Source organism: Flavobacterium sinopsychrotolerans (assembly GCF_900110375.1).
GTDB lineage: Bacteria > Bacteroidota > Bacteroidia > Flavobacteriales > Flavobacteriaceae > Flavobacterium > Flavobacterium sinopsychrotolerans.
In genome coordinates this window covers 678285-702151 of sequence record NZ_FODN01000001.1, presented here as the reverse complement: position 1 = coordinate 702151, position 23867 = coordinate 678285, and the positions used below count along the sequence as shown (strand labels likewise).

Genomic DNA, 23867 nt, shown 5'->3' with positions numbered 1-23867 from the left:
CAGATAACTATTTTTATGATTAATTTTCCAATTCAAATCAGTTTTACATGAAAAAAATAGTATTCTTTTCTGCCCTTATCGTACAAAGCGTCTCTTGGGGACAGGTTTCTACCGAAGCGATTCAGCAATCATTGGTAGCCAAGAAAATAATGGAAAATCAATCGCTTTTTCAGCAGGTTACTTTCGAAAATGTGGGGCCAACGGTGATGAGCGGCAGAGTGGTGGATGTGGACGTAAATCCGGAAAATCCAACCGAATTTTATGTAGGATATGCTTCGGGCGGACTTTGGTACACGAATAATAACGGAATGAGTTTTTCGCCGGTTATGGATGTGGCGCCTACGCAAAATGTGGGTGATATCGCGATAGACTGGAAACGAGGAACGATTTGGGTAGGAACTGGCGAAGTGAATTCGTCAAGATCGTCTTACGCCGGAATTGGAATTTTGAAATCCGAAGACAAAGGAAAGACTTGGCAAAATATGGGATTGCATGACAGCCATCACATCAGCAGAATCCTGATAAATCCATCAAATCCAGATGAAGTTATTTTAGGTGCAGTGGGTCATTTGTATTCGAAAAATGAAGAAAGAGGAATTTTCAAAACGACAAATGGCGGAAAAACGTGGAGTAAAACCCTTTATATCGACGATGAAACCGGGATTATTGATGTGGCTGTTTCGCCAAAAAACTTTAAGATTCAATTTGCGGCTTCTTGGAGTAAAGACAGGAAAGCGTGGGATTTTATAGGAAGCGGAGCCACTTCGGGAATTTATAAAAGTGAAGATGCGGGATTGACATGGAAACTTTTTACGAATGCTGAAAGTGGATTTCCTGTTGGCGAAGGCGTTGGAAGAATTGGTTTAGCGGTGTATGACGATAATGAAGTGTATGCTGTTTTGGATAACCAATTCAAAAGACCGTTGCAATCCAAAAAAAGCAATTCGTTACCGATTGCATTTTCTATGCCGGGCGACGAATTCCTGAAATTACCCAATAAAAATCTGAATTCTATTTTAAAGAATTACGGATTAACGGAAAAATACAGAGCAGAAAACATCAAACACTGGGTTCAAAACGGGTATTTGCAACCTAACGAAGCTGCAAAAGTAGTATTGGATGCGATCAATAGTTTGGCCGAAACAGAAGTTATTGGTGCCGAAGTTTACAAATCAAGTAACGGAGGAAAAAATTGGATTAAAACCCACCAAGATTTTATCGATGATTTCTTTTATTCGTACGGGTATTATTTCAGCGTCATTTCTGTTGATCAAAACGATGTCAATAAAATTTATTTATCGGGCGTACCGATTATAAAATCAAATGATGGCGGAAAAACATTTACCTCCTTAAGCGAAGAGAATGTTCACGCAGATCATCACGTAGTTTGGGTAAACCCAAATAAATCGGGGCATTTAATTAATGGAAATGATGGCGGTTTGAATATTTCGTATGATGACGGAGCGCATTGGGTGAAAAGTAATTCCCATTCAGTAAGTCAGTTTTATGCGGTGAATGTAGATGAGCAGGAACCGTATAATATCTATGGCGGAATGCAGGATAATGGTGTTTGGGTTGGACCAAGTACATATAAATATTCCTCAGAATGGTACCAAACCGGGAAATATCCGTACGAAAATTTGATGGGTGGCGACGGAATGCAAACTCAAATCGACAAAAGAAATCCAAATATTGTTTTTACTGGGTTTCAATTTGGAAATTATTACAGAATTGATCGTGCGAATAACAAACGTGATTATATTTCGCCAAAGCCAAAAAAGGACGAAAAACCATTCCGATTCAATTGGCAAACGCCTATTTTATTGTCTTCGCACAACCAGGATATTTTATACATGGGATCTAATTTCTTGCATCGTTCGATGAATCAAGGACAAACTTGGACGGCAATTTCGCCTGATTTGACGCAAGGAATGAAAGAAGGAAATGTAGCTTTTGGTACCATCGCTACGATCAGCGAAAGTACTTTACAGTTCGGATTACTTTACGCAGGAAGTGATGATGGATTGATTCATATTTCGAAAGACGGCGGGGCGACTTGGAATAAAATTTCGGGGAATTTGCCTCAGAATCGTTGGGTTTCCAGAGTCGTGGCTTCGGCGCATAAGAAAGAAAGAGTGTATGCAACTTTAAACGGATATCGAAATGATGATTTCACCAGTTATGTGTATATCTCAGATGATTTTGGTCAAACTTGGAAAAACATAGCTACTAATTTGCCTGTAAGTCCAGTGAATGTGATTGTGGAAGATAATGTTAACGAGAATGTTTTGTATCTGGGAACGGATAACGGATTGTATGTTTCACTAAATAAAGGAACATCTTGGGATGATTTTTCTAACGGAATTCCAAACGTTGCGGTTCACGATTTAGTGATTCAAAAGGTAGCAAAAGATTTAGTGGTGGGAACTCACGGTCGTTCGATTTATAAAGTCAATTTAGAGCAAGTGCAACAATTGAGCGATAAAATCATGGTGAAAAACCTTCATGTTTTCGAGTTAAAAAAGATAAAAAAATCAAGAGAATGGGGAAACAGCTGGAGTTCTTGGGCTAAAGCTTCAGAGCCAAAAGCAGAGATTTGGTTTTATTCGAATGGGGATTCAGAAGTACTTTTGCAAATTGAAAACAGTTTAAAAGAAGTCGTTTATTCTCAGAAAGTGAAAGCGTCAAAAGGATTAAACAAACATGTTTACGATCTTTCCATAACGAAAGCAACTGCTGATAATTGGAAAAATAAAGATAAAAAACTAAAATTGGAAGAAGCCAAAAACGGCAAATATTACCTTCCAATTTCAGTTAATAGAATAAGCATTCAAAAAGGAAAAGAGAAAGTGGTTACTGATCTTGAAATTATTGAATCAAAATAGAAAGTCCTTTTATTTTAAAAACAAAAAACACGATTCCATCTGAAATCGTGTTTTTTTATGGTTGCTGCTGTGTTTAAAACTGCGCCGCTTCTGTTGAATCTTTCATTGCGGTTGTAGAAGATTTTCCAATTGTCACGGTGTTTTGTACTGCATCAAAATAAGAAGTTCCTACGAAACCTTGGTGTTTAACCGCTTTGAAACCATGTTTTTGCAAAGCAAATTCTCTTTCTTGTAATTCAGAATATCCTGCCATTCCTCTTTCTTTGTAAGCTTTAGACAATTCGAACATACTCGTATTCAATGCGTGGAATCCTGCCAATGTGATGAATTGGAATTTGTATCCCATTGCCGCAAGATCTTCTCTGAACGTTTCCATTTCAGCAACTGATAATTTTGCAGCCCAGTTGAAAGAGGGAGAACAATTGTAAGCCAACATTTTTCCAGGGAATTTTGCGTGAATTCCTTCAGCAAATTTTCTTGCGTAATCAAGATCCGGATTGCTGGTTTCCATCCAAATTAAATCAGCATAAGGCGCATAACTCAATCCTCTGTCAATTCCTTGCTCCACGCCACAATTTACATAGAAAAATCCTTCTCCGGTTTTCTCTCCAGTGATGAATTTAGCATCTCTTGGGTCAATATCACTAGTCAATAAGTTAGCTGCATCCGCATCTGTACGGGCCACAACAATTGTAGGTGTTCCCATTACGTCAGCTGCTAAACGTGCTGCAATCAATTTGTTAATAGCTTCTTGAGTAGGAACCAATACTTTTCCACCTAAGTGACCGCATTTTTTAGCAGAACTCAATTGATCTTCAAAGTGAACTCCTGCGGCTCCCGCTTCAATCATGGATTTCATTAATTCGAAAGCGTTCAGGTTTCCACCAAAACCAGCTTCGGCATCAGCCACAATAGGAACCAGGTATTCTTTTTTGTCAGCAGTTCCGTTTACAACTTGTATTTGATCCGCTCTCAAAAGCGCATTGTTGATGCGTTTTACCACTAACGGTACGCTATTAGCAGGATATAAAGATTGGTCAGGATACATTTCTCCAGCTACATTTGCATCAGCAGCAACCTGCCATCCGCTCAAATAAATAGCATCTAATCCTGCTTCCACTTCTTGAATGGCTTGGTTTCCAGTAAGCGCGCCAAGTCCGGCTACAAAATCCTGAGCATTTAGTTTGTTCCATAAATTATTGGCTCCAATTCTGGCTACACTATGTTCTATTTGATAAGAACCTTGCAATTTCACCACTTCTTCAGCAGAGTATGGTCTCTCAATACCATTCCATCTTGGGTTAGTAATCCAGTCAGTAACTAATTCTTGAATTCTTGTTTCTGTAGTTTTCATTTTTTTTCTTTTTTTGGTTGTTTGTTAACTAGAAATTGTAGTTGGGTTTTTTAAATGTATTTATATCCTGGAATAGTCAAAAATTCTATAAAATTGTCGTTGACCACCAGAATGTCTAATAACTGTTCGGCTAGTCTGTATTTTTGGTTTTCATGATTTTCGTCTCCAACGAGCTTTCTGATTTTTTCAAATTCTTCCATGGCTAATCGATGGTAGTATTTTTCATTCAATACTTTTTGATTGTCCAAAATCACTTCGTTTTGTAGCCATTGCCACAATTGTGATCTCGAAATTTCAGCAGTAGCGGCATCTTCCATTAAATTGTGTAATGCGGCAGCGCCTTGTCCGTTGAGCCATGAAGCGATATATAAAACTGAAATACTGATATTTTTTCGAACGCCTTCCTCTGTAATTGTTCCTTTTGGAGTTTCCAATAAATCACTTTCGGTCACGTGTACGTCTTCTCTTTTTACATGAATCTGATTTTTGGTCGGCATGTATTTATCGAATACCGTCATGGCCAGTGAAACCAAATCCGGATGTGCCACCCAAGTTCCGTCATGTCCATTTTTTGCCTCACGTTCTTTGTCGGCAATTACTTTGTCGAAAGCTGTTTTATTAGCTTCTTCGTTATTTTTTATCGGAATTTGTGCTGCCATTCCACCTATTGCATGAATGTTTCGTTTGTGGCATCTTTGAATAACTAATTGGGAATATGCACTCATGAATGGTGCGGTCATAGTCACTTGATCTCTGTTTGGAACGATGAAAGCCGAGTTCTTTCTTAATTTTTTGATGTATGAAAAGATGTAATCCCATCTTCCGCAGTTAAGACCTACGATGTGATCTTTCAGTTCAAAAATGATTTCGTCCAATTGAAAACTAGCAGTTATCGTTTCGATTAGAACTGTTGCTTTAAATGTTCCGTTTTTTACGCCCAAATATTCCTGTGTGAATTCAAAAACTTCGTTCCACCATCTGGCTTCTAAATAATGTTCTAATTTTGGAATGTAAAAATATGGAGCAGTTCCATCTTCAATAAGTTGCTTGTAATTATGAAAAGCATACAAACCAAAGTCAACTAATGAACCAGAAGTTTGTTTACCATCAACCAAAAGATGTTTTTCTGGCAGATGTAATCCTCTTGGTCTAACAAGCAGAATGGCGGTTTTGTCGTTCAGACTGTATTTTTTATTTTTTATGGTGTCTTCAAGAGTAATGGTTTTATTGACCGCGTCTTTTAAGTTTTGTTGACCAGTCATCAAGTTGCTCCATGTTGGGGATGTACTGTCTTCAAAATCAGCCATGAAGGTTTTTGCCCCTGAATTCAATGCGTTGATAACCATTTTTCGGTCTACTGGTCCAGTTATTTCGACTCTTCGGTCTAATAAATCTTCAGGAGTTTTAGCGGCTTCCCAATTACTTTCTCTGATACTTTTTGTTTCAGCAGGAAAAGTGGGTAATGCGCCTTGATCAAATAAAACTTGTTGCTTTTTTCGTTCCTCTAAAAGCGCTAGTCTTTTTTCATTAAAATTTTCATGAAGTAAAGACAAAAAAGTCATTGCTTCGTCAGTTAAGATTTCCGGGTAATGCTCGGTGGTTTCTTCTGAAAAATTTAACAAATTTTTCGAATATACTTCTTTTAAATTCATTTTAAAACGTATTTAATTTAATAATAATGAATGTTTGTTAATAATTTGTGATTGTTTAACAGTGCAATGATACAAAAAGTTTTTTACAAAACAAGCGAACGTACGCTAAAAATGAAAAATATTTTTTTTGAAGGATTTATTTTTTAGCGTACCTTTGAATTTATGAATATAGAAAAGGATTATATCAAGTTGATTTTTGGGCTTAAACTAAAGCAGGTTAGGACTAGTAAGAATTTATCGTTGTTTGGTTTGGCAAAGATTACGGACCTCTCAAAATCGTATTTGAACGAAATTGAAAAAGGAAAGAAATACCCCAAAACGGATAAAATTATTCTTCTGGCCGAGAAATTAGAAGTTTCCTATGACAGTATGGTTTCTTTAAAACTGGATAATAATTTAGCGCCTATTGGCGAGATTTTAAAATCAGGTATTCTAAAAGAAATTCCTTTGGAAATTTTTGGTATTCAGGAAAATGACCTTATTGATATTATTGCAAATGCGCCCGCAAAAGTGAATGCGTTCATAAGCACGATTATTGAAATTGCACAACATTATAACTTGACACGAGAAAGTTTCTTTCTGGCTGCATTGCGATCGTACCAAGAAGCGCACAATAATTATTTTGAAGACTTGGAGCAAAAGGTATTGGATTTCTCGAATGCATTTCACGTTAATATTAACACTAAGATTTCTGTCGAAGAACTAACGGCTATTCTTATTGAAGAATATGGCTACACAATCAATGAAATTGTTTTTTCGGAACACGAGCAATTGGGAGATTTAAGGTCCATATTTGTGCCTAAGAGTAAAACTTTATTGCTTTCACTAGATATTGATGAGCCTCAAAAAGCCTTTATTTTGGCAAAAGAAATCGCTTATAATTATTTAGAAATAAGCGAGAGATTGTATACTTTCAGTTGGATTAAATTCGATAATTTTGATCAGGTTTTAAATAATTTTTATGCCTCCTACTTTGCTGGAGCTTTGCTTATTCCAAGACAGTTATTGATTGACAAACTGAATGTTTTTTTGTCGAAAACAAATCCTAAGGCTGAGGAAATGATTGAGCTCATGGGTAGATTCAATGTATCACCGGAATCTTTCTACCAGAGATTAACGAATATTTTGCCAAAGGATTTTCAACTGAAAAACCTATTTTTCCTTCGATTGTCTCATCAAATCGGTTCAGATACGTATCAAATTAAAAAGGAATTGCATATAACGAATCAGCAGGAGCCTCACGCAAACGAAATGAATGAACATTATTGCAGAAGATGGGTTTCTATAAAAACCATTGTCGAGGCAATAAAGCAAAATAAAAGACATTATTTCAGTGCTCAGATTTCTCGTTATGACAACAGCAGTAATGAATACCTTGTTTTTTCATCGGCTACATTGGACCCTTTCAAAAAAGATTGTTTGAGAAGTATTTCTGTCGGGATATTGATTACGCCTGGAATGAAAAAGAAATTTAAATTCATGGAAAATCAAACCATTCCCAAACAACTTGTTGGAGTTACCTGCGAAACCTGCGCTGTTAAAAACTGTGAGGAAAGAGCATCGGCTCCAATACAATTAGAGCAGAAAACCCGCAACGAAAACACGGATTTAATTGTACAGCAATACATGACAAAATTCAGTTAGTCTAATGCTGTATTTAAGAAAAAAAGCACCGAAAGTTCAAGATATGAATTCTCGGTGCTTTTTTGTGGGAATATAAAATTAGTCAACCCATTTGTAATAACGCGCACCCATTAAATTTGGAATTTCGTTTTCAATTCGGTCTAAAATCCATTCGTTTTTTGGGGTTCGAATGCTGATTTTCTGTTCCTTTTTGTGAAGTTTATTGTAGGTGTCAAAATCAATTTCGAAACTTTTTTCTAACGTTTCAAAAAGTTTGACGCAGGCAATTGCTAATTTCCATTCCGGTTGAATCGTTCCTTCAAAAACTTTCGATTTTGAACCGCTACCATACGCCAGAAAGCCAAATTTACTGTCGCTTATTTCTTTTTCAGTATCGTAAAAATGAGCCAAAGTCGATAGTAATCCCATGAAAATAGAACCGGTGTATAGATTTCCAATTAGAGAAGAGGCAATTTCGGCGGGCATTAATTTTTCGTTCACAAATTCTTTGTAGGCTTCTGATTTGCTGATTTCTTTCAGTTTATTCTGGCATTCCGAAGCCGCTTCGTCACCGGAAATAATTATATTGGAAGCGTCCAAAGTATATATTTCAGACAACATTCGGCGTCCCTGAAAAGCATAAGGCAAATGCATGACAATGCTTTTCCAGGAATCGTAAACGGTTTCGGTGGTGTTTTTTAATTTTTTGAACGAAAAGTAAGCATCTCTCGTTCGATCCATATAACATTGATTCGAATATTGACCGTCAAAAACGGGTTGGTCTTTGTGGATTTCAATTTCGCTTTCTAAATTTTCAAACCAAGGTTCGTTGGTTGAATTCCCTGTAATTGCTGTTTTGGAAATCGTTCGGTACGGTTTGAAAAAGTCAAAAACTCCTTTTGTACTTGTTGCCCAATTATTTTCGAAAGCAATAATTCTTGGGTTTGCAGTAATCAATATTGCCAAAGCTCCGGCGCCTTGCGTGTATTCTCCGGTTGAGTTTAAATCGTATTTTGCAAAATCTGTTGTGACAACAATTGCTTTTTTGGTTGGATTCAATGTTACAAAATCAATACAGTTTTGCATCGCATCAACTCCGCCAATACAGGCAAAAGTGAAATCAACTACATCACATTCTGATAAAGTGTTTGCTCCAAATTTTTGCTCCATTAATGCAATTAAAAACGAACTAATTGGTTTTGAACTGTCAATGGCGCTTTCGGTTCCTACATAAATTCGGGCGATTTCGTTGAGGTTGATATTGTTTTGTAAAATTAATTTTGTCAACGCATTGGCTCCAAAAACCACAACATCCTGATGCGTGTCCGGCAATGTCATTTTAATTAAACCCAATCCTTTCTCTAGTTTTTCGGGTTCGATATTTCTGGCTTTCGCCAAAGTTTGAATGGGTAGATGTATTTTGGCCACATCAAAAGAAATGGCGTCAATTCCGGTTTTCATTTTGTGTTTTTTTAATGCTCAAAAGTAGAATTTTGTGATTTAATAGTCTTTTTTTTAGAGTTATAAAACTATGATTTTTTTAAGTTTTAGGGATTTAAAATTTAATGTAGGTTAAAATTATTGATATGATAATTTTAACATAAATATATAATAATAATTGATTTGATTCTTAAGGACAAAATTCTTTCTTTTTTTGCTTTTGTTTAATTAAATATCAGGTAATTAGTCGTTTAAGTGTTGGTTTCAAACGAATTGCTGTATTGCCGCCTTTAACACTTTAAAATGATTATAAATTGTAACGAAAAGGTTGTAGTTCATCACTATTTCCTTTATTTTTGTATGATTTTTAAATTAATTCACACAAATTCTTATGGCAAAATCTGCATTATTGAAATCGTCAATAGCAAAAAAAGTAGCTATGGCACTTTCAGGACTTTTTTTGATGCTGTTTCTAGCACAGCATTTTTTTATCAATATGACGTCGGTCTTTAATTCCGATACTTTTAATTCAATTTCTCATTTTATGGGAAATAATCCTTTAGTTCAATATGTTATTCAACCTATTTTAGTTTTAGGTGTGATTTTTCACTTTACTATGGGTATTGTTTTGGAATTTAAAAATAACAGTGCAAGACCAATTTCTTATGCAAAGAATAACGGAGCGGCTAATTCTTCTTGGGCTTCAAGGAACATGATTATTTCTGGGGCAGTTGTTCTTGCTTTTATTCTTTTACATTTTTACGATTTTTGGATCCCTGAAATGGTTTACAAATATGTGGATGTTAATCCATTGAACGAAACAAGATATTTTTCCGAATTAGTTCATAAATTTGAAAGTCCGGTTCGTACAGCAATCTATTGCGTATCATTTTTATTGTTGTCATTGCACTTATGGCATGGTTTCAATTCTTCTTTTCAATCAGTAGGGTTTAACAATAAATATTCAAGATCTCTGCACAAATTAGGGTATACTTTTGCAATCGTAGTTCCTTTTGGTTTCATTTTCATTGCATTATTTCATCATTTTAATCATTAATATTAAATTATAAATGGCATTAGATTCAAAAATTCCTAGTGGTCCAATTTCGGACAAATGGACAAATTATAAAGATCATATTAATTTAGTAAACCCTGCTAACAAACGTAATTTAGATATAATTATAGTTGGTACAGGTTTGGCTGGAGGTTCTGCTGCTGCAACTTTAGCAGAATTAGGATATAACGTAAAAGCTTTTTGCTTTCAAGATTCACCACGTCGTGCGCACTCCATTGCTGCACAAGGGGGAATTAACGCTGCAAAAAACTATCAAGGAGATGGAGATTCAACTTTCCGTTTATTTTATGATACAGTAAAAGGAGGCGATTACCGTGCTCGTGAAGCAAACGTACACCGTTTAGCTGAAGTTTCTTCGAATATTATTGACCAATGTGTGGCACAAGGTGTTCCATTGGCTCGTGAATATGGTGGATTGTTAGACAACCGTTCTTTTGGAGGAACATTGGTTTCTAGAACTTTTTACGCAAAAGGACAAACAGGGCAACAACTTTTATTAGGTGCTTATTCAGCAATGAATCGCCAAATAGGTCGTGGAAAAATAAAAATGTACAACCGTCACGAAATGCTAGATTTAGTAATCGTAAACGGAAAAGCAAGAGGAATTATCGCTCGTAACTTAGTTACCGGAGAAATCGAAAGACATTCGGCGCATGCTGTTGTTATTGCTTCTGGGGGTTACGGAAATGTATTTTTCCTTTCTACAAATGCAATGGGAAGTAATGCTACTGCAGCTTGGAAAATCCACAAAAAAGGAGCGTTCTTCGCAAATCCTTGTTACACACAAATTCACCCAACTTGTATTCCAGTTTCTGGAGATCACCAATCGAAATTGACATTAATGTCAGAATCATTGCGTAATGATGGTCGTATTTGGGTTCCTGCAAAACTAGAAGATGCTAAAGCGATTCGTGAAGGGAAAAAGAAACCAACGGATTTATCTGAAGCGGAAAGAGATTATTATTTAGAAAGAAGATATCCAGCTTTTGGAAATTTAGTGCCTAGAGATATTGCTTCTCGTGCTGCTAAAGAAAGATGTGATGCAGGTTTTGGAGTAAATAAAACAGGAGAAGCTGTTTATTTAGATTTCGCTGCAGCAATCCAAAGATATGGAGTAGATCAAGCAAGAATCAAACATTTAGACGAGAAAGACACTGCCTTAGTTATTAAATTAGGAACAGAAGTTGTTGCCAATAAATATGGTAACTTGTTTCAGATGTATGAAAAAATCGTTGATGAAAATCCATACTCAACTCCAATGATGATTTACCCTGCGGTACATTATACTATGGGTGGAACTTGGGTTGATTATAACTTACAAACTACAATTCCGGGATGTTTCTCTATTGGAGAATCTAATTTCTCTGATCACGGAGCAAACAGACTTGGAGCTTCTGCTTTGATGCAAGGTTTAGCTGATGGATATTTCGTATTGCCATATACTATTGGAGATTATTTATCACCAGATATTAAAATGGGTGCCATATCTACAGATTTGCCAGAATTTGCTGCTGCTGAAAAAGCGGTGAAAGATCAAATCGAAAGATTCATGAACAATAAAGGAACACATTCTGTTGATTATTTCCATAAGAAATTAGGAAAAATTATGTGGGACAAAGTGGGTATGGCTCGTAACGCAAAAGGATTAAACGAAGCGATTGTAGAAATTGCTGCTTTGCGCGAAGAGTTCTACAATGAAGTAAAAGTTCCTGGTGATGCTAATGGTTTAAACCAAGAATTGGAAAAAGCGACTCGTGTTGCCGATTTCCTTGAATTGGGAGAATTATTCGCTAAAGATGCTTTACATCGTAATGAATCTTGTGGAGGACATTTCCGTGAAGAATATCAAACTGAAGAAGGTGAAGCGCAACGTGACGATGAGAATTTCGCTTACGTAGCAGCATGGGAATACACTGGAAAACCAAGTGAAGCTGTTTTACACAAAGAACCGTTGGTATTTGACAACGTGAAATTAGTTCAAAGAAGTTATAAATAATAGTCTAATGTCTAACGTCTTAAAGTCAAATGGCTCAATGTCAATTGGCTTTCGACTTTCGATTTTATGACTTTCAAACTAAAAATATGAAACTTACATTAAAAATATGGCGTCAGAAAAATGCCGCTGCAGAAGGAAAAATAGTTGAATATCCGATCGATCATATTGAACCAGACATGTCGTTTCTTGAAATGCTTGACATTTTAAATGACGAACTAATCATGAAAGGTGATGAGCCAGTTGCATTTGATCACGATTGTCGCGAAGGAATTTGCGGAATGTGTTCTTTGTACATCAATGGTGAAGCTCACGGACCGGATAGAGGTGTTACCACTTGTCAATTGCACATGAGAATGTTCAAGGATGGTGACACTATTTTTATCGAGCCATTCAGAGCAAAAGCATTTCCAGTAATCAAAGATTTAGTTGTAGACAGAAGTTCTTTTGACAGAATTCAACATGCTGGAGGATTTATATCTGTAAACACATCAGGAAATACAATTGATGCAAATACAATTCCAGTGAACAAGAAAGATGCTGATGATGCATTTGATGCTGCTGCTTGTATTGGTTGCGGAGCTTGTGTGGCTACTTGTAAAAACTCATCGGCAATGTTATTTGTTGCTGCAAAAGTATCTCAATATGCTTTATTACCACAAGGACGAATTGAAGCGACTGACAGGGTTTTAAATATGGTGAGTCAAATGGATGCTGAAGGTTTTGGTAACTGTACCAATACTGGAGCTTGTGAAGTAGAATGTCCAAAAGGAATTTCCCTTGAAAATATAGCTCGAATGAACAGAGAATATATGTCTGCAAGTTTGAAAGGATAAAAACTCATAACATACAATTAAAAAACGCATTCATTAATTTGAATGCGTTTTTTTATAAATACACGTTAGATTTCAGAACTAGTTTAGTCTTTCCATCCCCAAGGTGCGGATGGTGTTGGAACTGCTTTTGTAATGTCAAATTTCACGGTAAACAATCGGTCTGAACCGATGCGTCTTAGATTATAAGTAAAAGAAGTTTCGTCTAAAGTAATCCACCAGACATTTGCAGCAGCATTTGGGATTAAATCACAAGTTTGTTGATCTGCCGGAAAAAACTGAAGCGTAGACGAACCAGAGTTAGAGGTTGTTCCACCGTATTGTGTAACCTTATCTTCAGAACCGTCTTCGTGGCGGTGATCGTGTTTTAATTGAATGCGGTCATTTTTATAAATCAATACCCAAGTTCTCGATTTGTCATCTCCTACAAAAAATGGAATCCGAATCGTGTTCTCATCGCAATTACGAACGTGCATCACTAGCTTTTTATCTCGAAAAGTATCATTGGCAGCGCCTTCTTTTACTTCACCTTCAAATGATTTGCCGCATTGTTTTTGCAAGCTTTCCCAAAATTGTTTCGCTCCTGATTTTTCTTGTCCAAAAATCATAATAGAGCATAACAGTGTGCATACAAAAAGTATCTTTTTCATAAAGTTGTTTTTTGCTAATATAATGAACTTATGGTATTGTGATATTTCTTATTTTTATAAAAAATAAAACAATGCAAGTCATCCTTATCCAAGCTCCTTTAATTTGGGAGAATCCAAAGTTAAATCGCGATTATTTCCAAGAAAAAATAAATGAAATTTCCTCGGCAGTTGATTTAATTGTATTGCCGGAAATGTTTACAAGCGGCTTTACAATGAATCCAGATAACGTAGCTGAGACCATGGAAGGTGAAACAATAACTTGGCTTAAAGTATTGGCTAAAGCCAGAAACTGCGCCATTACGGGAAGTTTAGTTATTGCAGAAAATGGAAATTTCTACAATCGATTAGTGTTTGTGTTTCCGTCGGGAGAAATTCAGTTTTATGATAAAAGGCATTTATTTACTTTGGCTGGAGAAGACAAAGTCTATACAAGTGGCAATCAAAAAATAGTGGTGGATTATTTGGGTTGGAGAATTTGTCCATTGATTTGTTATGATTTGCGATTTCCAGCTTTTTCCAGAAATTCAGAGGATTATGACTTATTGATTTATGTGGCAAGTTGGCCAAAAATCAGAACGAATGCTTGGGATGCTTTATTAAAAGCTAGAGCAATAGAAAACATGAGTTATGCAATTGGTGTCAATAGAATAGGGACCGATGCAAATGGTTACGAATACATTGGTCATTCGCAAGCAGTCGATTTTCTGGGGAATTATGTATTGGAACCAGAAGAGTCTGAAGGTTGTTTTACGGTAAAATTAGACCAACAAAAAATGCTGAAAACCCGACAAAAATTAGGTTTTTTGAACGACAGAGATTCTTTTGAAATAAAAAAATATAAGTTTTAATTCTTTTTTTCTGTTTTCTTTTTAGGTTCGGGAATGTAGGGAATGCTCAAATCAAAAATTTGATTTACATCCCAATTAGCACGGACATCGATTTCCTTGGAGAAATAAATTACTTCTTCGGCCTGGCGTTTTTCTAAATAGTTACCGGAATCCCATTCCTTGTTTTTATTGGTGTCATAAATAGCGCGTAACGTATAAAGCGCAGGTTCAATCAAATTAAATTCTATTGTGGTGTTCTTTTCAGTGTATTCAGTCGCCAAAACATCACCTTTTATATTTGTTAGTTCTATAATGACAGGAAATTCTTTTATATTTTCTAATGCCACGGTGAGATTCCCATAATCTGAGGTGTTTGTAGTGTTTAATTTATAAGTCAACGTATCATTCGATTTTTCGAAAAAATCAGTTAACGCTCCAGGCAAAATTTCAAAAGTATAATTTTCTGAGGGTTCCTTTTTAAAGTCAAAATACAATTTCTGATTAAATTCGTCATATTCAGTGGTAAAAGGCACTGCAGTTTTTGCATTGTTGATCAAATTTATTTTAGAATTCTCAATGCGGATTAATGGAGTTGAGCTCTCTAATGTAAAACGCTCTCTGAACTTTAAGTTGCCGGTTTGTATGGCAGAGATACTCAAAGTGTCTTTTTTCTGGTCTTTTATTTTAAAGGTGAAATTGGCTTTGTATTTGTCTTTGGCTACAGCCAAAGTAAGCGAATCTACTTTGATAGGTTTATACCAGACTTGGAGGGAATCCTTTTTTGGAAATTTAGTAATGATATTGGACAGGACTTCAGTGTTGTTTTTCAAGATTAACTTTGGTAGGGCAGCAACTGAATTGACAACGCCTTCGTACCCCATGAACAATCTGTTTCCGGATGCTTGGCTTGGTTTGAAAGTTTTAAAAGGAAGTGATTCCTTGAATAATTCCAATTCGTAAATGGTGTCGTTAGGAATGGTAATAAACTCTTTGCTAAATCCAATTTTATCCGTTTTTGGGTTGTATTTGTTATTGCTGTTGTAGTCTTTCATGGCTACAAGAAGGTATTTTCCAGCTTTTAAATTCTCAAAACGAAAAGTCTTCAAACTATCTAATGTGTTAGTCACATATCTTGGGTTCTCATTATAGACTACGGAATCCTTAAAAGTGTCATTCACGTCATAAAGCATAACCGAAACGAATGATTCTACTTCTTTGTCATAAGCGCTTTTTACAGTTCCGCCAAGGCTTAAAGAGTCGATATAATCACCAGTTGAAAACACATATTTGAATTGATTTAACGGGTTAGCTTCGTTATTGTCAGCGATACTTTGGCCAAAATTAAAACTGTAAGTGGTATTAGGTTGTAATGTATCTTTGATTTTTATTGTAATCGTTTTGCTTGGAGTAGTAGGCAGAATTGACGGTTCGTATTTCATGGGTGGTGAAATAATCAACTGCTTATTGAGGTTTTTGAGTTTAATGTTCTCGTCAAAAACTAGTTTGATCTCGTTTCCTTTGAAATTTTTGCTGAAATTTTCCGGGAAACTTACTTTTAAAACGGGTGCAATGGTATCTTTCAAACCACCAGTTATGGAGCCTCTTTTTGCACATCCAACAGTAATTAAAAGCAATAGAAAGAAGGTATATTTTAAATTGTTTTTCAACATATCAAATCATAATTAGATTCTACAAAATAACAATTATAATTCATGCAATCGAAATTTTTTATAGAATTATTATGAGTGATTTAATTCCGCTTACTTTTCTAGAATGCTTCCCTTTTTTTGTTTTTAATGTTTAATTTTACATCAGTAAATTGTACAGTAATAATTAGTAGCGGTATTTGAATTTTCAAACGAAAATAGCGTTGCCTTCAAATAATATATAATGAGAAAAATAGAACATATAGGAATTGCTGTTAAAGACTTGGAAGTGTCAAATTTAGTTTTCGAAAAACTCTTTGGTGCTCCGGCATATAAATTTGAAGCGGTTGAAAGTGAAGGGGTAACAACTTCTTTTTTTTTGAATGGACCCAATAAAATTGAGCTTCTTGCTGCAACTAATCCGGACAGTCCCATTGCCAAGTTCATAGAAAAAAAGGGAGAAGGAATTCATCATATTGCTTTTGATGTTGAAGATATTGTTTCAGAAATAGCGCGTTTGAAAAACGAAGGATTTATAGTCTTGAATGAAATTCCAAAAAAAGGTGCTGATAATAAGTTAGTTGCTTTTTTGCATCCAAAGAGTACGAATGGTGTTTTGATCGAATTGTGTCAGGAAATAAAATAATTTAAGCATGTATGAATGGGTAGTATTCTAATATTCAGTTGGTTTCTGTTTGAAATAAGTTAATAATTGAACTATATTAAAATCTAAGTCAAAAATATTTGGAGCAAATGAAAAATAGTGGTAATATTGCACACTCTTAACCGGTCCTATAGCTCAGCTGGTTAGAGCACCTGACTCATAATCAGGTGGTCCCTGGTTCGAGCCCAGGTGGGACCACATAAAACCTTGTTTTTTAGCAAGGTTTTTTTTATTTATAAAATTTTTGTTTGAACAAGTTTGTCTTGCATTTTGTGAAAAAGATGCTTATTAGTTGGATTAGCATTGAAGAAGATTTGTTTTTAAACAATAGATTTTTATATTTGACATTATGAAAATAGTTCAGAAAAACGCATTGTGTTTTATTCTCTTTTTTTTTAGCATTTTTAGTATAATTGCTAAGGAAAGTCCTCCTTCGCCTACTTACAGAACGCCTCCGGCTCCTCCTCTTTTGCCTATAGATGAGAATATATATATAGTAATGATAATAGCTTTGTTATTCGGAATTTATATCATTTACAATAATAGATTAAAAACAAAAACCCCAATTTAATCGGGGTTTTTGTTTTTTAACGAAGAATATAGTTTTTATTTGTTTGTGTACAATCGGGAAATGTATTTACCGATCACATCAAATTCAAGATTCACTTTTGTTCCTACCACGAAATTTTTGAAGTTAGTATGTTCATAAGTGTAAGGAATGATAGCTACGCTAAACTGATTTTTTTGTGAGTTCACTACCGTTAGGCTTACTCCATTTACGGTGATTGATCCTTTTTCGATAGTAATGTTGTTTAATTTTTCATCATATTCAAAAGTGTAAAGCCAGCTTCCATCAGTTTGTTCTGCAATGATGCAGGTTCCGGTTTGGTCTACATGACCTTGAACAATATGGCCGTCAAGTCTGTCGCCAAGTTTCATTGCTCTTTCTAAGTTGACGCTGTTGCCAACTTTCCAATCGGCTAAATTTGTTTTTTTTATCGTTTCGTCTATAGCGGTAACGGTATAAAAACTGTCCTCAATTGCAACAACGGTAAGGCATATTCCGTTATGGGCTACACTTTGGTCTATTTGAAGTTCGCCGGTGATAGATGCGTTTATTGTGACATGAATGTTGTTCATGTCTTTTTTTATTTCTTGGATGGTGCCAAGGGTTTCTATGATTCCTGTAAACATTTCTTGTTTTATTTTACTAAATTTGCACTTCAAAATTAGCAATAAATAACGTTAGATTATTATGAAAAAGGCAGAAAATATAATCGTCGGAATTTCTATAGGAGATTTAAACGGTATTGGAAGCGAGGTTATTTTAAAAACATTCGAGGATTCTCGTATGCTGGAGTTGTGTACTCCTGTTATCTTCGCTAATGTAAAGTTGCTGTCTTTTGTGAAAAAAGGTTTTCAATCGACTTCATTATTGCATGGGATTGATAAGTTGGATCAAGTTGTTCCGGGGAAGATTAATGTTTTAAATCTTTGGAAGGAAGGAGTGGATTTGAATTTTGGTGTAAGTGATTCGAAGGCCGGAGAGTATGCTATACGGTCATTTGTTGCGGCAACCAAGGCCTTGAAAGATGGTCTTGTAGATGTGCTGGTGACTGCACCAATAAATAAATACAACATACAATCGGATGAATTTAAATTCCCCGGGCATACAGATTATTTAGATCAGGAATTAGCTGGGAATGCCTTAATGTTAATGGTTCAGGATAATTTAAGAGTTGGATTATTGACCGATCATATACCTTTAAACGAAGTGGTTGCGCATCTTACTGAGGAATTAATCAGGAAGAAAATCGAAACAGTTAAGCAATCATTGATTCAGGATTTTAGTATCAATAAGCCTAAAATTGCGGTTTTGGGATTGAATCCACATTGTGGCGACGGCGGGGTTATCGGGACTGAAGATGATTTAATAATAAAGCCAGCACTGAAAAAGATATTTGATAAAGGAACTTTAGTTTTTGGGCCTTTTGCTGCCGATGGTTTTTTTGGAAGTAACCAATATGAAAAATATGATGCGATTATAGCTACTTATCACGATCAGGGATTAATTCCTTTTAAAACACTTTCTTTTGGAAATGGCGTGAATTATACGGCCGGTCTGAATAAAATAAGAACGTCGCCGGATCATGGCACTGCTTATGATATTGCAGGAAAGGGGATAGCGGATTTCAACTCTTTTAAAGAGGCTGTTTATCTTGCAATTGATATTTATCATTCGAGAAATCAATATGCTGAAATCAGTGAGAAACCATTGAAAACAAAAGAAAAACAGTTGTGAACAAAAAAAAGTGAATAACATTATTAGATTTGCAATAATTTTATATCTTTGCACTCCCGAAGTTTAGGGGCAAATTGTTGTTGAAATGAAGAATAGAAAAGAATATTTAATTCCTTTCGTAGGATTAAAGCTAGGGAAACATCATTTTGAGTATCAAATAAGTAATGCGTTCTTTGAAATCTTTGATTATAATGAATATCAAGATTCAAATATCAAAGTAAATGTAGTTTTAGAGAAAAAAAGCACGCTGCTAGAGTTGAGTTTTAAGCATAAAGGTATTGTAAATGTGCCTTGTGATCTCACAAGTGAAGATTTTGATTTGCCTATTAAAGGTCAAATGAAGTTAATCGTTCGTTTTGGGGAGGAATTTAATAATGAAAATGAGGAATTGTTAATTTTACCTCATGGAGAGTTTGAAATAGATATTGCACAATACATCTATGAAATGATAGTGTTGTCAGTTCCTCTAAGACGAGTTCATCCAGGCGTGAAAGACGGAAGTTTAAAGACAGAAGCCTTAACTAAGTTAAATGAACTCATAGTAAAGGAAGAAAAAGAAGAAATTAAAGAAGAAGAAAATATTGACCCGCGTTGGGACAAATTAAAGCAACTATTAACGGATAAATAATATAGTAAAATGGCACATCCTAAGAGAAAAATCTCCAAAACAAGAAGAGATAAAAGAAGAACACATTATAAAGCTACTGTAGCTCAAATTGCTACTTGTCCAATCACTGGAGAAGCGCATTTATACCATAGAGCGTATTGGCATGAAGGTAAAATGTACTACAGAGGGCAAGTTGTTATAGATAAATCTGTAGCGGTTGCTTAATACATTTTAGTAAATGATATTCGAACTCTCACATCGTGAGAGTTTTTTTGTTGTTTATCATTTTCGTTAAATAAGAAGCTCTTAATCAATGGAAATGAATTTTTTTTTTGTAATTTTCAAGTCTTTTAAAAAATTTTCAAATGGTATCATTTGACAAGAAATAATCGCATACAATGAATACAATTACAGCCGCAATAACCGCTGTTGGAGCTTATGTTCCGGACTTTGTACTAACGAACAAAGCTCTTGAAGCAATGGTTGATACCAATGATGAGTGGATAACCTCTCGCACAGGAATAAAAGAAAGAAGAATTCTTAAAGAAGAAGGGAAAGGAACTTCTTTTTTGGCCATTAAAGCTGCACAAAATTTATTAGCAAAAGCTAATATTGATCCTCTTGAAATAGATTTGTTGATAATGGCAACTGCTACTCCAGATATGCCGGTAGCCTCAACGGGTGTGTATGTTGCAACTGAAATAGGTGCTACTAATGCTTTTGCTTATGATTTGCAAGCAGCTTGTTCCAGTTTCTTATTTGGAATGTCAACTGCCGCTGCTTATATAGAATCAGGAAGATATAAGAAAGTACTGTTGATCGGTGCTGATAAAATGTCTTCAATCGTAGATTATACAGACAGATCAACCTGTATTATTTTTGGAGATGGTGCTGGTGCAGTATTATTTGAACCTAATTACGAAGGATTGGGACTGCAGGATGAGTACTTGCGTAGTGATGGTATCGGTAGAGATTTTTTGAAAATTGATGCTGGTGGATCCATTAATCCTACATCTTTAGAAACCGTAAAAGAAAATAGACATAATATTATTCAAGACGGAAAAACAGTGTTTAAATATGCAGTGACCAACATGGCAGATTCAAGCGAATTAATTTTGAAAAGAAATAATTTGACGAATGAAGATGTAGATTGGTTGGTTCCTCATCAAGCCAATAAACGTATTATTGATGCTACTGCTAATAGAATGAATTTAGAAGATTCTAAAGTATTAATGAATATCGAAAAATACGGAAACACAACTTCTGCTACTTTACCATTAGTGCTTAGTGATTTTGAACATTTATTCAAAAAAGGAGATACGATAATTTTGGCTGCTTTTGGAGGTGGATTCACTTGGGGATCTATTTATCTAAAATGGGCATACGATAAAAAATAAATTTAAACTAAAAACAAATAATTATGGATTTAAAAGAAATTCAAAATCTAATCAAGTTTGTAGCAAATTCAGGAGTTGCAGAAGTTAAATTAGAGATGGATGATGTGAAAATCACCATCAGAACAACACTGGAAGGGAATGTGACAGAAACCACTTATGTACAACAAATGCCTGCTCAAGGTGCACTTCAACAAGCAGTAGCTCCGCAACAAATTGCCCCGGCCGTAGTTGCTCCAGAAGTTCCAGCAGTAGAAAACGCTCATTATATCACTATAAAATCTCCAATTATTGGAACTTTTTATAGAAAACCATCTCCAGATAAACCGATGTTTGTTGAAGTAGGTAAAACAATTTCTAAGGGGGATGTTCTTTGTGTAATTGAAGCCATGAAATTATTTAATGAAATTGAATCTGAAGTTTCTGGTAAAATTGTGAAAGTACTGGTTGATGATATGTCACCAGTTGAATTTGACCAACCTTTATTCTTAGTAGATCCGTCATAATATTTTTGAGATTCCAATAGTCAAAATTCCAATTCCAAATTGAGTTTTGACTATTGGAATTTTAAATTTAAAATATAAAATAAGATGTTTAAAAAAATATTAATTGCAAATAGAGGGGAAATTGCGTTACGCGTAATTAGAACGTGCAAGGAAATGGGCATAAAAACAGTAGCTGTTTATTCTACTGCTGATGCCGAAAGTCTTCATGTAAAGTTTGCTGACGAAGCGGTTTGTATAGGACCTCCTCCAAGCAACTTATCCTATTTAAAAATGTCAAATATTATTGCCGCTGCCGAAATTACAAACGCAGATGCAATACATCCAGGATACGGATTCCTTTCTGAAAATTCTAAATTTTCAAAAATTTGTCAGGAACATGGGATCAAATTTATTGGAGCATCTCCAGAGATGATTGATAGAATGGGAGACAAAGCCTCTGCAAAATCAACCATGATTGAAGCAGGAGTTCCTTGTGTTCCGGGTTCAGTAGGTATCTTAGAATCGTATGATCAAGCCTTGCAATTATCAAGAGATTTTGGTTATCCAGTAATGCTTAAAGCAACTGCTGGTGGTGGTGGAAAAGGGATGCGTGCCGTTTGGAAAGAAGATGAATTGTTAAAAGCATGGGAAGGTGCACGTCAGGAATCCGCAGCTGCTTTTGGGAATGACGGAATGTATTTGGAGAAATTAATTGAAGAGCCTCGTCATATTGAAATTCAGGTTATAGGCGATTCTTATGGAAAAGCGTGTCATCTTTCTGAAAGAGACTGCTCGGTACAAAGACGTCATCAAAAATTGACTGAAGAAACGCCTTCACCATTTATGACAGATGAATTGCGTACTAAAATGGGTGAAGCAGCTGTAAAAGCAGCTGAATATATTAAATATGAAGGTGCTGGAACTGTAGAGTTTTTGGTGGACAAACACCGTAATTTCTACTTCATGGAAATGAATACTCGTATTCAAGTAGAGCATCCTATTACAGAACAAGTAATTGATTATGATTTAATTCGTGAACAAATTCTTGTAGCCGCAGGGGTTGCTATTTCAGGGAAAAATTATTTGCCTCAATTGCATGCTATTGAATGCCGTATTAATGCGGAAGATCCTTATAATGATTTCCGTCCGTCTCCAGGAAAAATCACAACATTGCATATGCCTGGTGGACATGGAGTTCGTTTAGATACTCATGTATATTCAGGGTACACTATTCCGCCAAATTATGATTCAATGATTGCAAAACTTATTACTACAGCTCAATCTCGCGAGGAAGCAATTAGTAAAATGAGAAGAGCCTTAGATGAATTTGTAATCGAAGGAATAAAAACAACTATTCCTTTCCATAGACAATTAATGGATGATCCTCGTTATATTGCGGGTGAATATACTACCGCATTCATGGATACTTTCAAAATGAACGATCCGGAATAAAAATACTTTATTTAAGTAAAAACCTTGCAGCGATGCAGGGTTTTTTTGTTTATTCTAATTTTGATACTGGGGTAAAGTGTGTAAAAATTACCCGTTTTTCTCAAAATGTTACCCACTTTTCCCATCTTAAAACAACGGGCTCAAATATTAATACTCTATTTTTTAGTCTATTACAGGTCTTTTAGGTTCTTGTTAAAAACTGGTACAATTATTACTTTATCTTAAACAACAATAACAAATGAATAATTTAAAAATAAATATTATGAAAAAGTTAATCTTATCAGCAGCAATCGTTTTAGGAAGTTTCTCTACATACGCAACTACACTTCCTACAACTAACTCCGTTACCACATCACAATCTATTCAAGAAGAATATACAGAGGTAAAATTAGAAGAAGTACCAGAGGCTATAAAAGCAGCATTAAAAACAGCTTATCCAGATGCAATACTTGATAAAGCATATATTAATGCTAACAAAGAATATAAATTAGATATCACTGTTGGCGATAAAAAAGGAAATCTTTTTGCAGATGCAAATGGAAAATGGATTCAAAAATAATTATAAAATAATAATAAATAAAAGTAAATAAGATGAAAAAGTTAATGGTATCAGCAGCAATCGTTTTAGGAAGTTTATCAACTTATGCAACTATTATTCCGGTAAGCAATATAGTTACTCAATCTGTCTTAATGCAAGAAGAATATTCCGAAGTACAGACAGAAGCAATTCCTGAAGCGGTGAAAGCAGCATTGAAAACCGCTAAGCCGGACGCTACACTTGTAAAAGCCTCTGTTAATGCAAAGAAAGAATATAAATTAGAAATCACAGTTGGAGACCAGAAAGCTACTGTTTATGCAGATGCCGAAGGAAACTGGATAAATAAATAATTTAGGGAAATTTTTTATTTTTTAAAAGAGATTGTTTTTTAACAGTCTCTTTTTTTTGCAAAAAATTATGAGAATACAAATTTAATAACTTTATTTT

General features: G+C 35.1%; 21 protein-coding genes and 1 tRNA gene. 16 read left to right on the top strand and 6 right to left on the bottom strand.

Features of this window, described 5'->3' with window-relative positions:
• Window positions 1–47: 47 nt before the first annotated feature.
• Window positions 48–2885, top strand: coding sequence for a WD40/YVTN/BNR-like repeat-containing protein (locus BMX64_RS03155; protein ID WP_143056049.1), 2838 nt, complete (start codon window positions 48–50; stop codon window positions 2883–2885).
• Between the two features lie 73 nt (window positions 2886–2958).
• Here BMX64_RS03155 and aceA read toward each other — a convergent pair whose 3' ends face one another.
• Entirely contained in the window at window positions 2959–4239 is a 1281-nt protein-coding gene (gene aceA, locus BMX64_RS03150) for an isocitrate lyase (protein ID WP_091166251.1), read from the bottom strand.
• Between the two features lie 50 nt (window positions 4240–4289).
• Window positions 4290–5891 (bottom strand): malate synthase A, encoded by a 1602-nt coding sequence (aceB, locus tag BMX64_RS03145; protein ID WP_091166248.1) that lies wholly within the window; start codon window positions 5889–5891, stop codon window positions 4290–4292.
• 162 nt (window positions 5892–6053) lie between these two features.
• On the opposite strand from aceB, the gene BMX64_RS03140 reads away from it, so the two are divergent.
• On the top strand, window positions 6054–7535 hold the full coding sequence (locus BMX64_RS03140) for a helix-turn-helix domain-containing protein (RefSeq protein WP_091166243.1): 1482 nt from the start codon (window positions 6054–6056) through the stop codon (window positions 7533–7535).
• Window positions 7536–7613: 78 nt separating this feature from the next.
• Here the strand turns inward: BMX64_RS03140 and BMX64_RS03135 are convergent, their stop codons facing one another.
• Window positions 7614–8975: a hydroxymethylglutaryl-CoA synthase family protein gene (locus BMX64_RS03135; RefSeq protein ID WP_091166241.1), complete on the bottom strand. Its 1362-nt coding sequence runs from the start codon at window positions 8973–8975 to the stop codon at window positions 7614–7616.
• Window positions 8976–9345: 370 nt separating this feature from the next.
• Here BMX64_RS03135 and BMX64_RS03130 point away from each other — a divergent pair, with 370 nt between their 5' ends.
• From BMX64_RS03130 to BMX64_RS03120, 3 genes are all read left to right on the top strand, one after another.
• Window positions 9346–10011, top strand: coding sequence for a succinate dehydrogenase cytochrome b subunit (locus BMX64_RS03130; RefSeq protein WP_091166238.1), 666 nt, complete (start codon window positions 9346–9348; stop codon window positions 10009–10011).
• Window positions 10012–10024: 13 nt separating this feature from the next.
• Window positions 10025–12025 carry a fumarate reductase/succinate dehydrogenase flavoprotein subunit gene (locus BMX64_RS03125; RefSeq protein ID WP_091166236.1) on the top strand — a complete coding sequence of 667 codons (2001 nt, stop codon included), beginning with the start codon at window positions 10025–10027 and terminating at the stop codon, window positions 12023–12025.
• 86 nt (window positions 12026–12111) lie between these two features.
• A complete protein-coding gene (locus tag BMX64_RS03120) occupies window positions 12112–12858 on the top strand; it encodes a succinate dehydrogenase/fumarate reductase iron-sulfur subunit (protein ID WP_091166542.1) in 747 nt (248 codons plus the stop codon).
• Window positions 12859–12941: 83 nt separating this feature from the next.
• Here BMX64_RS03120 and BMX64_RS03115 read toward each other — a convergent pair whose 3' ends face one another.
• Window positions 12942–13505 carry a hypothetical protein gene (locus tag BMX64_RS03115; protein ID WP_091166234.1) on the bottom strand — a complete coding sequence of 188 codons (564 nt, stop codon included), beginning with the start codon at window positions 13503–13505 and terminating at the stop codon, window positions 12942–12944.
• Between the two features lie 71 nt (window positions 13506–13576).
• Here BMX64_RS03115 and BMX64_RS03110 point away from each other — a divergent pair, with 71 nt between their 5' ends.
• Window positions 13577–14353, top strand: a complete 777-nt coding sequence (locus BMX64_RS03110; protein WP_091166231.1) for an amidohydrolase — start codon at window positions 13577–13579, stop codon at window positions 14351–14353.
• Here the strand turns inward: BMX64_RS03110 and BMX64_RS03105 are convergent.
• Entirely contained in the window at window positions 14350–16002 is a 1653-nt protein-coding gene (locus tag BMX64_RS03105; RefSeq protein WP_091166228.1) for an Ig-like domain-containing domain, read from the bottom strand. The two genes, BMX64_RS03110 and BMX64_RS03105, sit on opposite strands and share 4 nt — an antisense overlap.
• Before the next feature lie 220 nt (window positions 16003–16222).
• Between BMX64_RS03105 and mce the strand changes: the two genes are divergently transcribed.
• Together mce and BMX64_RS03095 are read left to right on the top strand one after the other, a co-directional pair.
• Window positions 16223–16624, top strand: coding sequence for a methylmalonyl-CoA epimerase (gene mce, locus BMX64_RS03100; protein WP_091166226.1), 402 nt, complete (start codon window positions 16223–16225; stop codon window positions 16622–16624).
• A gap of 142 nt (window positions 16625–16766) precedes the next feature.
• Window positions 16767–16840 (top strand) — tRNA-Ile (locus BMX64_RS03095).
• Between the two features lie 408 nt (window positions 16841–17248).
• Here BMX64_RS03095 and BMX64_RS03085 read toward each other — a convergent pair.
• Window positions 17249–17836 carry a riboflavin synthase gene (locus BMX64_RS03085; RefSeq protein ID WP_091166221.1) on the bottom strand — a complete coding sequence of 196 codons (588 nt, stop codon included), beginning with the start codon at window positions 17834–17836 and terminating at the stop codon, window positions 17249–17251.
• A gap of 58 nt (window positions 17837–17894) precedes the next feature.
• Here BMX64_RS03085 and pdxA point away from each other — a divergent pair, with 58 nt between their 5' ends.
• The 8 genes from pdxA to BMX64_RS03045 all read left to right on the top strand — a co-directional run bounded on the left by pdxA (window position 17895) and on the right by BMX64_RS03045 (window position 23770).
• Entirely contained in the window at window positions 17895–18944 is a 1050-nt protein-coding gene (pdxA, locus tag BMX64_RS03080; RefSeq protein ID WP_091166219.1) for a 4-hydroxythreonine-4-phosphate dehydrogenase PdxA, read from the top strand.
• A gap of 85 nt (window positions 18945–19029) precedes the next feature.
• Entirely contained in the window at window positions 19030–19572 is a 543-nt protein-coding gene (locus tag BMX64_RS03075) for a YceD family protein (protein ID WP_091166216.1), read from the top strand.
• 9 nt (window positions 19573–19581) lie between these two features.
• The gene (gene rpmF, locus BMX64_RS03070; protein ID WP_007137315.1) at window positions 19582–19776 is read left to right on the top strand and encodes a 50S ribosomal protein L32; all 195 of its coding nucleotides are present in this window, start codon (window positions 19582–19584) and stop codon (window positions 19774–19776) included.
• 173 nt (window positions 19777–19949) lie between these two features.
• On the top strand, window positions 19950–20948 hold the full coding sequence (locus tag BMX64_RS03065; RefSeq protein ID WP_091166213.1) for a beta-ketoacyl-ACP synthase III: 999 nt from the start codon (window positions 19950–19952) through the stop codon (window positions 20946–20948).
• Between the two features lie 23 nt (window positions 20949–20971).
• Window positions 20972–21451: an acetyl-CoA carboxylase biotin carboxyl carrier protein gene (accB, locus tag BMX64_RS03060; RefSeq protein ID WP_091166210.1), complete on the top strand. Its 480-nt coding sequence runs from the start codon at window positions 20972–20974 to the stop codon at window positions 21449–21451.
• A gap of 84 nt (window positions 21452–21535) precedes the next feature.
• Window positions 21536–22882: an acetyl-CoA carboxylase biotin carboxylase subunit gene (accC, locus tag BMX64_RS03055; RefSeq protein ID WP_091166208.1), complete on the top strand. Its 1347-nt coding sequence runs from the start codon at window positions 21536–21538 to the stop codon at window positions 22880–22882.
• Window positions 22883–23144: 262 nt separating this feature from the next.
• Window positions 23145–23441: a hypothetical protein gene (locus BMX64_RS03050; protein ID WP_091166541.1), complete on the top strand. Its 297-nt coding sequence runs from the start codon at window positions 23145–23147 to the stop codon at window positions 23439–23441.
• A gap of 32 nt (window positions 23442–23473) precedes the next feature.
• A complete protein-coding gene (locus tag BMX64_RS03045; protein WP_091166206.1) occupies window positions 23474–23770 on the top strand; it encodes a hypothetical protein in 297 nt (98 codons plus the stop codon).
• Window positions 23771–23867 lie beyond the last annotated feature (97 nt).